The organism is Clostridium sp. BSD9I1, from assembly GCF_900185645.1.
Classification (GTDB): domain Bacteria; phylum Bacillota; class Clostridia; order Clostridiales; family Clostridiaceae; genus Clostridium_AK.
In genome coordinates this window covers 337,026-350,668 of record NZ_FYAM01000011.1, presented here as the reverse complement: position 1 = coordinate 350,668, position 13,643 = coordinate 337,026, and the positions used below count along the sequence as shown (strand labels likewise).

At 32.0% G+C, this 13,643-nt stretch carries 13 protein-coding genes and 2 rRNA genes; 12 read left to right on the top strand and 3 right to left on the bottom strand.

Annotation, left to right across the window (positions count from 1 at the left end):
- Positions 1–187, top strand: a 23S ribosomal RNA gene (locus BSD9I1_RS07105); the annotation flags it as partial.
- 89 nt (positions 188–276) lie between these two features.
- Positions 277–393, top strand: a 5S ribosomal RNA gene (gene rrf / locus BSD9I1_RS07100).
- Positions 394–477: 84 nt separating this feature from the next.
- On the opposite strand, the gene BSD9I1_RS07095 is transcribed toward rrf, so the two are convergent.
- Positions 478–1,755: a 4Fe-4S dicluster domain-containing protein gene (locus BSD9I1_RS07095; protein WP_186429752.1), complete on the bottom strand. Its 1,278-nt coding sequence runs from the start codon at positions 1,753–1,755 to the stop codon at positions 478–480.
- 229 nt (positions 1,756–1,984) lie between these two features.
- Between BSD9I1_RS07095 and BSD9I1_RS07090 the strand changes: the two genes are divergently transcribed.
- The 5 genes from BSD9I1_RS07090 to BSD9I1_RS07070 all read left to right on the top strand — a co-directional run bounded on the left by BSD9I1_RS07090 (position 1,985) and on the right by BSD9I1_RS07070 (position 6,799).
- Positions 1,985–3,703, top strand: coding sequence for an ABC transporter ATP-binding protein (locus BSD9I1_RS07090; RefSeq protein ID WP_186429751.1), 1,719 nt, complete (start codon positions 1,985–1,987; stop codon positions 3,701–3,703).
- A 3-nt stretch (positions 3,704–3,706) separates the two neighbouring features.
- On the top strand, positions 3,707–5,596 hold the full coding sequence (locus BSD9I1_RS07085; RefSeq protein WP_186429750.1) for an ABC transporter ATP-binding protein: 1,890 nt from the start codon (positions 3,707–3,709) through the stop codon (positions 5,594–5,596).
- A 71-nt stretch (positions 5,597–5,667) separates the two neighbouring features.
- Positions 5,668–5,871, top strand: a complete 204-nt coding sequence (locus tag BSD9I1_RS07080; RefSeq protein ID WP_035311239.1) for a heavy-metal-associated domain-containing protein — start codon at positions 5,668–5,670, stop codon at positions 5,869–5,871.
- Between the two features lie 169 nt (positions 5,872–6,040).
- Complete coding sequence (locus BSD9I1_RS07075) at positions 6,041–6,430, top strand: iron chaperone (RefSeq protein WP_186429749.1); 390 nt, start codon at positions 6,041–6,043, stop codon at positions 6,428–6,430.
- 48 nt (positions 6,431–6,478) lie between these two features.
- Positions 6,479–6,799, top strand: a complete 321-nt coding sequence (locus BSD9I1_RS07070; protein WP_035311234.1) for a hypothetical protein — start codon at positions 6,479–6,481, stop codon at positions 6,797–6,799.
- A 119-nt stretch (positions 6,800–6,918) separates the two neighbouring features.
- Here BSD9I1_RS07070 and BSD9I1_RS07065 read toward each other — a convergent pair whose 3' ends face one another.
- A complete protein-coding gene (locus BSD9I1_RS07065; protein WP_186429748.1) occupies positions 6,919–7,287 on the bottom strand; it encodes a NifB/NifX family molybdenum-iron cluster-binding protein in 369 nt (122 codons plus the stop codon).
- Between the two features lie 14 nt (positions 7,288–7,301).
- Complete coding sequence (locus BSD9I1_RS07060) at positions 7,302–7,667, bottom strand: helix-turn-helix transcriptional regulator (protein ID WP_186429747.1); 366 nt, start codon at positions 7,665–7,667, stop codon at positions 7,302–7,304.
- A gap of 195 nt (positions 7,668–7,862) precedes the next feature.
- On the opposite strand from BSD9I1_RS07060, the gene BSD9I1_RS07055 reads away from it, so the two are divergent.
- From BSD9I1_RS07055 to BSD9I1_RS07035, 5 genes are all read left to right on the top strand, one after another.
- A complete protein-coding gene (locus BSD9I1_RS07055) occupies positions 7,863–8,396 on the top strand; it encodes an RNA polymerase sigma factor (RefSeq protein ID WP_186429746.1) in 534 nt (177 codons plus the stop codon).
- Positions 8,397–8,500: 104 nt separating this feature from the next.
- Positions 8,501–9,697 carry a DUF4179 domain-containing protein gene (locus BSD9I1_RS07050; protein WP_373419346.1) on the top strand — a complete coding sequence of 399 codons (1,197 nt, stop codon included), beginning with the start codon at positions 8,501–8,503 and terminating at the stop codon, positions 9,695–9,697.
- Positions 9,698–9,952: 255 nt separating this feature from the next.
- Positions 9,953–10,390 (top strand): MarR family winged helix-turn-helix transcriptional regulator, encoded by a 438-nt coding sequence (locus BSD9I1_RS07045; protein ID WP_186429744.1) that lies wholly within the window; start codon positions 9,953–9,955, stop codon positions 10,388–10,390.
- A 101-nt stretch (positions 10,391–10,491) separates the two neighbouring features.
- Positions 10,492–11,859 carry an MATE family efflux transporter gene (locus BSD9I1_RS07040; protein ID WP_186429743.1) on the top strand — a complete coding sequence of 456 codons (1,368 nt, stop codon included), beginning with the start codon at positions 10,492–10,494 and terminating at the stop codon, positions 11,857–11,859.
- 531 nt (positions 11,860–12,390) lie between these two features.
- Positions 12,391–13,635, top strand: coding sequence for a peptidoglycan binding domain-containing protein (locus BSD9I1_RS07035; RefSeq protein WP_373419345.1), 1,245 nt, complete (start codon positions 12,391–12,393; stop codon positions 13,633–13,635).
- Positions 13,636–13,643 lie beyond the last annotated feature (8 nt).

Genomic DNA, 13,643 nt, shown 5'->3' with positions numbered 1-13,643 from the left:
TGCTGGGTAGCTATGTCAGGACGGGATAAACGCTGAAAGCATCTAAGCGTGAAGCCCACCTCAAGATGAGATTTCCCATAGCGTAAGCTAGTAAGACCCCTTGAAGAACACAAGGTTGATAGGTCAGGGGTGTAAGTGCAGTAATGCATTCAGCTGACTGATACTAATAGGTCGAGGGCTTGATCTAATTTATTACTCTGTGCAATTTTGAGAGAACATAGTTCTCTTTAAGTTAATAGTCAATATTTATAAATATTAACTATTAACCCCAGAAGATCTGGTGATTATGGCTTGAAGGTAACACCCGTACCCATTCCGAACACGAAGGTTAAGCTTCAAAGCGCCAATGGTACTGCCGGGGAGGCCCGGTGGGAGAGTAGGTCGTTGCCAGATAAACATATAATCCGTGGAAGTTATCCACGGATTATTTTATTTTTTGTATTATATGGAATTCATATTTATATTATAGTTAAGATCTTAAGTGTTTTCTAGGAGTTTAGCTAAATAAACAGATTTCATTTGTTTGCTTGCCATTGCCTTTTGAATAGGAGAAAGCTTAAGAATACTTGCAAGGACAGCAGCCATGGCTTTATGACTTAAATGAGCCTGATTATCAAAGATTAAATTTTGAAGCTGGCCCTTTTCTATTGCAGATAATACTGCTCTATGTACAGTAGTCACAGGTGTGATAACACTTTCCTTTCGGCGAATTAGCTTAATTGCATTAGTTTTGCAATTCTTTACACAAACTCCACAGCCAAGGCACAGGTCTTCGGAAAGTTCAGCTGTTTTAAAAGTACGGCTTTCTATTGAAGTTTCCTTTATTTTAATTGCTTCCATAGGACAAACTATAGCACATCTTCCACATCCTATACAGCTATCTTTATTTATGCTAGGCAAATAACTAGTAGTATTTACAGGAACTAAAAATCCAAATTTCTTTGCAGATATAAATGCTTCACAATGACATTTGCAGCAATTACAAATGAAGTTAGGCTGTTTTTGAACATTTTCTCCACATTGAATTAGGTTATAGTCATAGGACATATTTAAAATATCTATGGCTTCAGAAGCATCTATTTTTCTAGCATAATTGTGTTTTATAAGAGTATAAGCGGTACTAGAAAAGCTTAAGCAAACTTCCATTGGAGCATAACAGTCATCTCCTAAATGATGAGCTTTATGTCTGCAGTAACACGTGCTAACACCAATGTGTTTAGCATTTTTTATTATGTAACTTGATTTTTCATAATCTAATATATCTATAGAGTTTTCATCATTTAAAACTCTCTCTTGAACAAAGGCTCTACCGAGTTTTGTTTCTGTACCCCAAAATAAATCCTTAGAAAAATCATCTTCCACATTAAGATATTGATGAAATAATTCACTAAGGACCTTTTGATCGAGATGGGTACCAACTCTCATCAGGGCAAATTCAAAAAAACCAGCCATTGGAGGAGCCATCATATATTTTTGCTCTCCCTCATTTTCACACTCAAGATCTAAAATTAATGCTTTAGAAGCCAATGATTGAAGGATACCCTCAGTCTTGAATTCACTAACTCCCCAAAGCTTGCTAGCAGTTTTTATGTTAAATGGTTTTATAGGCAGCTTTGCAACTAAGGCTGCTTCTTCTTTAGTAAACATCATGGATAAGATTTTATAAAGTGTTTCAGATGGTGGAGCACCCTGTGGAAACCTATTTAATCTTTCCTCTAAACTTTTATAGGCATCCTTTCCAACTATATGCGACATGCTTTTACCTCCATTTAATTGATAACTATATGATTGCATATGTTGGTAATAAATTCAATAAGATATATTTTTAGTTATATAAAGTGATTGTTAACCGTTCTTAATCTTTGTTATTAATAGGTAAATATCATAAAAATGTGTATGAAATATATATTGGCTTTGGAAAGTAAAAAAGATGTATAATATTATATGGAAATTGTACTTTAAATGAAAGAAGTGAATAATAAAGATGAACTTATACAGCAAGTATTTTAAAATATATAAGTCCCCATTTTTGATAGCTATTTTTTGTGTTGCATTTGAGGCAATCTGTGACTTGCTAGGTCCTACGCTTATGTCAAATATTATTAATGCAGGAATTGCTAATGGGCTAATTTCTGAAGTTTACTATTGGGGATCACTTATGCTTTTAGTTACCGCTATAGGTGCATGTTTTGCTGTTACACGAAATATTTTGGCAAGTAAAGTATCACAGCGCATGGGAGCAGATTTAAGATACGATTTGTTTGAAAAAATTGTGTATTTTTCAGAAGAAAGTACTGATAAAATTGAAAGCGGATCACTTATTACACGTATGACTAATGACACATCACAAGTTACACAGTTTGTAAATGGAATTATGAGAATTTTTATGAAGGCACCAGTTACATGTGTTGGAAGCATTATACTAGCAAGTATGATTAATTTTAAGTTAAGTCTTATTATTTACGGCACTGTTTCAGTAGTTGCAATTCTCATTATAGTTAGCATGAGGCTTAGTTATCCTCGTTTTTATAAATTACAGAAAGCTATGGATAAAGTAAACTCTGTTGTACAGGAATATCTTATAGGAGTGCGCTTAGTTAAAGCTTTTGGAACATATGACAAGGAAACCGATAAGTTTCAAAATGCAAATTTAAATTTAATGCAGAAGGGTATATCTTCTCAAATAGTTATTACTTTAGTATCACCACTTATGACATTTACAGTTGGAATTGGTACAGTAATTATAATTCTTATAGGAAGCAGATTGTTTTCTTTAAATCTTGCAAACCCAGGGGATATTACTGCATTTACAATTTATATGGCACAAATTCTTACTTCTTTAATTATGATAACAAATATATTTAATACCTTTGTAAGAACAAAGGCTTCAACTGCTCGTATTAAAGAGATAATGGACTGTGGTGGAGATTTTATGAGTAACGCTGGAATGAAAGAATTAAATGGTGACATTGAATTTAAAGATGTTACATTTGCATACCCTAATGGCAGTGGTGTGCCTGCAATAAAAGATTTATCATTTTCTATCAACAGAGGAGAGACTTTGGCAATAATAGGACCAACAGGCAGTGGGAAGTCTACAATTGCATGGCTTCTTTTGCGATTTTATGATATAAACAACGGGAAAATTTTAATTAACGGCTGTGATATTAAGGAGCTAAATATTGATTTAGTCCGTGATAATATTGCCATTGTACCACAAAAACCTATGCTTTTTTCAGGATCTATTTCCGAAAATATTAGATGGGGAAACAAAGATGCCAGTGATGAAATGATATACGAGGCCGCACACAAGGCACAAGCAGATTTTATTGAAAAGATGGAAGATGGCTATGAAAGCCTTTTAGGAAGTGCTGCGGTTAATATTTCAGGCGGCCAAAAGCAGCGTATTTCAATAGCTCGTGGGATAATTAAGAGGTCTTCTGTACTTATATTAGATGATGCAACCAGTGCACTAGATGCAGTAACTGAAGCTAAAGTGAGAGAAAATATAAATTCGAAGAGATCAGGCCAGACTATAATTACTATTACTCAGCGCTGTGGAACAGCTATGTTTGCAGATCAAATTTTAGTTATGGACAATGGAGTAAAAGCTGGATATGGTACACATGATCAGCTTATGAAAGATTGCGAGGTATATAGAGATATTTACAAGACGCAAATAGAAAGCAGTAGGGAGGCATAAGATATGGCACAAAAGTTTTCTAGGACGGAAGTAAAAGTACCGTCCATGGGAGGGAAAATAGGGGGCCGAGGCCCAAATCGTTTTGCACCAACTGCTAAACCTAAAGATGCAAAGGATACACTAATACGTATTATAAAAATATATGTACGGTGGGCTAAGAGCATTTTTTTGGCTATGTTTTTTACAGTACTCTCATCAGTAATTTCTGTTTCAATTCCTTATTTTATAGGAAAAACAATTAATACCTTTAAAATTAAAACTAGAACAGTGGATACAAAAATGCTTACGTGGCTTTTATTGATAATTGGAGCCTTATATACGTTAAATTGGATTATCTCATCTCTTAATGGAATTATTATGCTTAAGGTTTCACAAAAGCTTGTATTTGAACTGCGCAGAGAATTTTTTGAAAAGATGCAAAAACTTCCGCTTAAATTTTATGATACACGTTCTCATGGTGATACAATGAGCAGAATTACAAATGATGTAGACAATATTAGTTCTACTATTGCACAAACAACTACACAATTAATGTCAAGCATTTTAACAATAGTGGGTTCTTTTATAGTAATGATAAAGCTAAATACGACTCTTACCCTTGTTGTATTATTATGTGTTCCCCTCGTAGCGCTTTTAACACGTATAATTGCATCACGAAGTCGTGCTTATTTTTTAGCACAGCAAAGGAGCCTTGGAGCGCTTAATGGAGTCATCGAGGAAAATATATTAGGTCTAAAAATGGTAAAAGCCTTTGGTAAGCAGCAGGATGTTTTAAAACAGTTTAAGGAGATTAATGAAAAGCTCAATGAAAGCAGCACTAAGGCACAGATATGGTCTGGATATATGATGCCGCTTATGAATGTTATTAATAATCTTACTTTTACAATTGTTGCTTTTGTCGGTGGCCTATTATCAGTAAAATACGGTCTTTCTGTGGGTACTGTAGTTAGTTTCTTAAGTTATTCAAAACAATTTGCACATCCACTTAACTCTGTTGCAGGTATGTTTAATACCATTCAATCTGCACTGGCTGGAGCAGAACGTGTATTTGAAATTTTTGATAGTACAGAGGAGCCTAAGGATATAGAAAATGCTATTGATATAGAGCATCCAAAGGGAGATGTGACTTTTGAAAATGTTTGTTTTTCTTACAACAAATCTACACCTATATTAAAGAACGTAAGCTTTACTGTGAAGGCGGGAGAAACAGTTGCCTTAGTAGGCGAGACTGGTGCAGGAAAAACCACTATTGTCAACCTTCTTACTCGCTTCTATGATGCGGACAGCGGCAGAATACTAATTGATAATCAGCCAATTATAAATTTAAAACGAAACAGCCTTAGAAAATGTTTTTCAGTAGTGCTGCAGGACACCTGTCTTTTTACTGGCACAATTATGGATAATATCCGATACTCACAAAAGGATGCAACTGATGAACAGGTAATAAAGTCTGCAAAAATAGCTCATGCTCATGATTTTATAGATAAATTACCCAAGGGTTATCATACAATTGTGTCTGCATCTGTAGATAATTTAAGTCAGGGACAACATCAACTCATAGCTATTGCTCGAGCAGTATTGTGTGACAGTCCTATTTTAATTTTAGATGAGGCAACCAGCAGTGTTGACACAAAAACTGAAAAAGATATTCAGCGTGCACTGGTAAGTTTAATGAAGAATCGAACAAGCTTTTTAATAGCCCATCGTTTATCTACTATTAGAGATGCAGACCGCATTATGGTAATTGGTGAAGGAAAAATATTAGAAAGTGGAAATCATAAAAGTCTTATGGATATAAAAGGGCAATATTATAAAATGGTGATTAGTCAAATGGGAAATGTAAAGTGCCACCCACATGACAAGTGGCAAGTTGAGGGAAATGCCAATGATTAATGTGGATAAAAATCTCTCTTTAATTTCATACTAATACTGAAAAATATATAATTATAAAAGGAGAGATAAAAATGCAAACAGTACATTATAATGTTTCAGGGCTTGCGGGTTCTCAAAGTAAGACTAAACTACTTAATGCATTAGATGAGATAAAGGGAGTTCAGGAGGTAGCTATAGACCTTGCTAGAGGAACAGTTGAAGTAGAATATAATCCACCAGCAGGGCCTCAGCAAATTAGAAACTGTATAGAACATACAGGATATGAAATTCAATAGTGTAGTGCTTAGTGCCACCCACGTGGCAAGTCTACAAAACATCAGCATCTGCAAAATAGCAGGTGCTTTTTTATTTTAAGGAATTTTAATTGATTTATAATTAAGCACTTTGTTACAATGGTATATAGTGGGATTAATATTATAAAAGGAACTTATGAAAGGAGAAACCATGGAAGAGGAAAAAATTATCTTTAAATCAATTGATGAATACATTTTACAATTTCCCCCTGAAGTTCAGGAGATACTTAAATCTTTAAGAAAAGTTGTAAAAGAATCTGCGCCAGATGCAGAAGAAAAGATGAGTTGGCAAATGCCTACCTTTGTGTTACATGGAAATTTGGTGCATTTTGCTGCACATAAAAATCATATAGGATTTTATCCAGGGCCAAGCGGAATCGAGGTATTTAAAAATGAATTGTCGCAATATAAAACATCCAAAGGGGCAGCACAGTTTCCGCTAGGAAAGCCCATGCCTTATGAACTAGTAAGCAAAATAGTTAAATTTAGAGCTAATGAAAATATAAAGCAAGCAGAAGAGAAATTAAAAAAGAAGAAATAACTTCATTAAAAAATATTTATACTTATGTAAAGCGGAGGAGATATATAAATGGAAAATGTAAATAAGTTAATTGATAAGCAGTTACCGCATATAACAACCAATACAGTAGTTTTAATAATTATGGCTATTATTGCTTTTTATATTTTGATGAAAGTGATAAGCGGCGTAATAAAAATAATAGCACTAATAGCCGTTTGTTGGTTTGTATTAATGACAGTTCAAAGTACAAACATTATAAGTATTCCTATAGTGAAACAAGCTTACGTTAAAATAGAAAAAATAATTCCTTCAAAAGAATTGTGGACAAAAGCTTCTGATTATATTGAAGATGCAGGCAAACTAAAGAAAGCTATTGAAGATTTAAAGTAAGTGCCACCCACATGGCAAGTGGCAAGTAGTGTGCAAATAACAATTATACACTGCTTGTAATTAAATAATATTTTAGAAAAGACATCTGCCTATAGGTAGATGTCTTTTCTAAATTATGATTAATGATGACAGTCGTGATGATTACAACTATTGTTTACGGAAAACTCTCCTAATTTATTGCTCTTTAATAGCTCAATGTTCTTTAAAACAGTTTCACTCATAACTTTATAAGCTTTAATTCCTTGATTATTTAGTTTCATCAATGCCCCTGCACCAATTCCACCAACTAAGATAGCATCAACGTTTTCTCCTCCAAGTGCCTTTAGAGGTTGACACATTCCGTGAGAATGGTTCAAGTCTCCATTTTGAATTACCTTAATTTCTTCGTTTTCTAAATCATAGATTAAGAAAAATGGAGCAGTACCAAAGTGATTAAACGCAATACTCTCAAGTCCCTTATTTTCTTCAATAGGAATACATACTTTCATATTAATTTCTCCTTTTAATCTTTATTTTTTTGACAACATCTATTTCTATCTGATTTGCATGTTGCTCTACATTCATTAGGTATATTTATACCTAGCTTACAACCTTCCATTGTATGATCATCATTTATATTTTCAATAAAATCTACTAATTTTAAAAGTACAGGCTCTTGTATATTGTAATGAACATAATAACCAACTTTAACTCCAACAATAATACCTACATCTTTTAAAACCTTAATATGCTGAGATACTGCTGCTTCGGAAACATTTAAATGTTTTGAAAGTCCTTTGGCACATATTCTTCTTTTAGAAAGTATAATTAATATTTTTAGTCTAGTTTCATCTCCAAGAGCTTTAAATATCTGTACTGTTTGTTCCATTATTTCCTCCATTGTTTAATTAAGTATTTGCTTAACTAAATGATATTATACTTATTTGAAAGTGTCAAGTAAAAATTTTACTTTTTTTGTGGGGCCAGACCCCTGGGGGAAATTGTAAGCATTATTTTAAATAATTTTAATTAAAATGAACCTTTTACAAGGTATAATACTCGTATATATGAAAGAGGTGAGGAAGTGGAAACTATTAGGCTTATCAAAAGGGCAAAGCAGGGAGATAAGGATGCACTTATCAAACTTATAATGGATAAAAGAGAAGAATACTACAAGCTTGCTTATGTATATATGAAAAATAAAGAAGATGCATTAGATTCTATGGAAGATATGATTGTAATTTTATATAAAAATATTCACAAGTTAAAAAAAGAAGAAGCTTTTTATAGCTGGAGTAAAACTATTTTAGTGAATTGCTGTAAAAATTCCTTGAGAAAAAGCAGCAAGATAATTTATTTAGAGGATATGAAAGAAGAAGTACAATATGATAATGGACATAACGATGCTGTAGAGAATAAAGAGCAGCAGATAATTATAGAAGAGCATATGTCAAAGTTAAAAGAAAAACATCAAGAAGTCATAAGGCTTAGGTATTTTTTAGACTTAGACTATAATACCATTGCAAATATATTGAAGATTCCCATTGGGACAGTAAAATCGCGTATATCCATTGGACTTAAAAAGCTAAAAGAAAGTTTAGGAGGTGAAGAGGTTTGAATAAGATAGAAGAAATACTTAAAGATAAAAAGCTTCAAATAGAAGAGCTAGAAGTACCTAATGAATTAGAAGAAAGACTAAGAGGAGCTTTAGATAAAGTAGAGATAAAAAGGGAAAATAAATCTAAGCTTATAGTAAAAATAGCCTCTTTAATTATTGCAGTTTTACTAATAGGCTACAATGGTGACACCCTAGCATTTTACGGTAAAAAGCTAATAGGTTTTGATGAAGTTATGACCGATACTCTAAAAGATCTTAATGACATGGGAAAGGGACAGATGATAGATAAAAGCTATACTTTCAAAAATGGAGTTAAGGTCACTCTAGATGGAATAATGCTAGATGATAATCAGCTTTTAATGTTTTATACCATAAAAGATCCAAAAGGAAATGTAGATAAGATAGATATAGAGCATAACCCATATATAAAGGGACTTATAGGAACCTATCATATGGGCAGCGGAGAAGGCAGACGAAATGAAGAAAATACTGAAATAAAGTGGAAGGCACAGTATGATACGCCTTATTTCTTTGAAAAAACCTTGGACTGGAGGTTTACATTAGCAGAGGGAAATGAAAGAGAAAATGGAGAAATTAAATTTGTCTTAGACAGAAACAAGGCTATGGGCAGCAGCTTAAAGAAAACTTTAAATAAAAGCATTAAAATAGATCAAGGAGAAATAGACTTTCACTCTATTGTAGCATCTCCAACCACAACTTATATAAATGGAGAAATTCAAAGCCTATTTGAACTTGCTAAAGATGAACTTTTAGGGGAAGGTTTTAGACCGGCAGAGCTAGATATAAGACTTATAGCCAATGGGGAAGAAGTACAGATGCAAAGTGCAGGTATGAGTACAGACATGAAGGGAATAACATTTAACAATAATTTTGATGCCTTACCAAAGGAACTTAAAACTCTGCAAATTAAGCTTGTAAGTTTTGGATCAAATAGCAAGGTAGATAAAAAAATAGAACTTTCTAAAGAGAAAAATGATAAGGTAGTTCAAATTTTAGGGCAAAATGTAAAGATAAATGATGTATATGACAAGGATGGGAAGACCTATGTTACAATTACCACAGAAGAGGATGTAGTACTGTCAGAAGTGTACATGATAATTGATGAAAAAAGAGTACAGCTTAAAGAAACATCTCAAGGTAATCGTGATAAGAAGACCGATGGAACTATTAGTTATACTAGAACATTATGCTTTGAAGGAAGCGGAGATAAATTAACATTAGAAGTAAAAGGTATTAAATATAATAAGATTTATAATAAAGCCATAGATATATACAAATAGTGCCACCCACATGGCAAGTGGCAAGTTAAAAGGCATCTGCGAAATTGCAGGTGCTTTTTCTTATGTGTAGTTATTGTATTTATGAAACATGTTTTTGAAAATAGGTTATAAAAAAATATGATACAGTTGGGAAAGTATAAAATTTAAAAACATCTATAAGATAAGTATAAAAAATACTTATTGACAATTAGAATTATAATTATTAAACTATATATAGTTAGAATTCTAAGTAAGGAATTACAGGAGGGAATTATAATGACTAATTCTAGTAGTTCATTAGAAAATCCATATTCTCAGTTAATTAGGAGCATTGCACTAAAAATAAAATTTAGTGCGGACAAAAAAGTAAATAAATTAGGATTAAATTCCCAACAGGGTCGTATGATAGGTTATATATATGAACATCAGGATAGCGGCATCATTCAAAAGGATTTGGCAGATGCTTTTCAGCGTACAGGAGCAAGTACTACAAGTATGCTTCAAGGATTAGAGAAAAAAGAATACATAGAACGAAGAATTCCTAAGGGCAATGAAAGACAGAAAAACATATATGTACTGCCTAAAGGTGTAGCTTTGATAGAAGATTTTAATAAATCATTTGCCGAAGTTGAAAAAAGTATTACTGCTAATTTGACTGGAGAAGAAAAAGATACTTTATTAGCTTTATTAATAAAAGTAAATAACAGCCTATAATTTTTTTACATAATATGGTGACATATAATAAGTTATACCAATATAGTTAGAATTCTAATTATATCAAGTCTAATATTAGTCTTTTTAAGGGAGGATAAAATATGGAACAAACATTAACAAACGAATATTATTTAGAAAGTGCTCCAATTACAAAGGCAATTGCTCATCTATCTATTCCTATGATGGTTGGTATGTCTGTAGGTACAATATATAATGTTATTAACGCGTTTTTTATTGGACTACTACACAATACTGAAATGTTAACTGCTGTTACTTTAGGTTTGCCGATTTTTACAATACTAATGGCTTTTGGAAATATGTTAGGAGCTGGAGGCGGGACATTTATAACACGCCTTATTGCAAAGCAGGAGATAGAAAATGCTAAAAAGATAGCAGGATACACTTTTTATAGTAGTATTATAGTAGGAATTTTAATTGCTATAATTGCTCTATTCACACTTACTCCTATTGTTAAGATTATGGGGGCAGATACTTCTACTATTATTGATTTTACAAAACGCTATTCCTTAACTATGTTTCTTGGTGGATTTTCAATTGTACTTAACTTTGCTTTGGAGCAAGTTGTGCGAGCTGAAGGAGCGTCAAGGGAATCCATGTATGGAATGTTTATCAGTACAGTTTTAAGCCTTTTCTTTGACATTCTGTTTATATTAGTGCTGAAATTTAATGTTGTAGGGGTAGCACTGTCAATGATTTTGGGTAATATAGGTTCATGTATCTACTATGTTTATTACTTAGAAACAAAAAGTGAACATTTAAAAGGATTTATTAGGTATTTTAGTATATCTCTAAAAGATAAAATGGAGATTTATAAAATTGGAGTTTCTGAATTGATACTAACCATTTTTCTTATTATTACAACTCTTCTTTTGAATAATTTTTCAATTGGATATGGGGATAGTGTAGTAGCTGGTTTTGGTATAGCCTTAAGAATTGTGCAGATACCAGAATTTCTTTCAATGGGTCTGTCATTAGGTATTATCCCATTAATAGCATATAATTTTTCTAATAAAAATATCAAAAGGCTGCAAGAGGGTATCAAACAATCAGCCTTATGGATTTTGGGACTGTCAGGTGTCTTTATTACTTTAGTTTATATTTTCAGAAATACGATAATACGTCTGTTCTCTAATGATCCCTCGGTGTTGAGTATTGGAGTATATATTATGCTAGCTATGCTTATTTCTGCACTGTTTAACGGATTTACCACATTATTCACAGGAATTTTTCAAGCCTCAGGTCAAGGGATACCTTCTATAATTATGTCTGTTACACAAGGTATTCTTTTTATTCCTGTTATAATTATATTGCATAACTTCTTTGGATTGCATGGTATTATATGGTCCATGACTGTTACTGAAATCATTACTTGTATAATGGGAGCAGTGCTGTATATTATATTCAATTATAAAATTACAAAGCTGCAATTGAAACAAGTTAATATTTAAGAAAGAATGGAACTATTCATTTCATTTTGAAGAGAGAATGAATTATATTAGAGAAATGTTTAATCTGCCAGAAAACATTCTCCCATACTCAATTATTCCAGTGGGATACCCGAAGGAAAAAAATAAATTTATAGATAGATATGATGATAACAAAGTTCATTATGAGAGATGGTAAACTAAAGGTCTTAATTGAAGAATAGTGCCACCCACATGGCAAGTGGCAAGTTAAAAAGGCATCTGCAACATTGCAGGTGCTTTTTTAATTAAAACTTACTATTTTTCCCAGGGGTCTGGCCCTATCGTAAGTTTAAGTTTTAAAATGGAAAATACAAACATATTATAAATTAGTTATTATGTTTAAATTGAAAGGTATAAATCCCTATGAAGAATATTAATATAAAGAAGCTCTTTAAAAGTAAACGCACCGGAAATATTATGATTTTAATATTTTCAATTTTACTAGTGTATTCACTCATGTCATTATATTTTACGAAGCATTTCTTTTTTAATACAGTAATAAATGGAGTAGATATGTCGTTAAAATCACATAGTGATGCAGATGATATAATTAAAGGTTATGTCAAAGATTATAAGCTACAATTAATAGAGAGAAAGAATGAAATTGAAGAAATAAAAGGAAAAGATATAGGAATTGAGTACAATGAAAAAAATAGTATTTCTAAAGTTTATTATAATCAAAGCTCATTTAAATGGATAATTTCAGTATTAAAGGATGAAAAATATTATGTAGATGATTTGTTTATTTTTAATAAAGATGATTTAGAAAATAAAATAAATGAATTAAATTGTTTAAATAAAGAGATTATAGAACCCAAAAATGTAAGCTTTAAATATTTAAAGGATTCTTATGAAGTGATTGAAGAGGTATATGGAAATAAGATAAATAAGGATAAATTAAAGAATGATATAGAAATGAGTATATTAAAAGGAGAAACAAAATTAGATTTAAACGAAAATCTTTGTTACGAAAATCCAAAGTACACTTTAAAATCTGACAAAACCTTTGAAACTAAAAGTTTACTAGATAAGCATGTACAAAGCAAAATCACATATATATTTGGAAGTGAAAACGAAATATTAGATGGGAATATAATAAGTCAGTGGCTTAGTGTTGATGAAAATTTAGAAGTAGTAATAAATGAAAACGCAGTTACAGAATATGTGTTGGGAATGAGTAAAAAATATGATACAGTTGGAGTAACAAGAAATTTTAAAACCTCTACAGGTAAAGTAGTAGAAGTTAAAGGTGGAATTTATGGGTGGAAAATCAATCCACATGCTGAGACAAAAGCGATATTAGAAACCATAAAACTTGGTATAGCAGTTGAAAGAGAACCTATATATGGTCAAAAGGCTGTATCTAGGGATAAGAATGATATTGGTAATACTTATGTAGAAATTAATATAACAAGACAGCATTTGTGGTTTTATAAAAATGGAAGACTTATAACTCAAGGCGCTGTAGTAACAGGGAATCCCAATAGAGGTAATTCCACTAAGCTTGGAACTTATATGCTTAATTACAAACAAAAGGGGTCAACTTTAAGAGGACAAAATTATGAAGCTGAAGTAACTTATTGGATGCCTTTTTTCGGAAATATAGGAATACATGATGCAAGCTGGAGATATTCCTTTGGAGGAGAAATATATAAGAGAAATGGAACCCATGGATGTGTAAATGCCCCATTATATTTAGCTAAAACAATTTTTGATAACATAGAAGATGGTACTCCTATTATTTGTTATGAGGAATAGTGCCACCC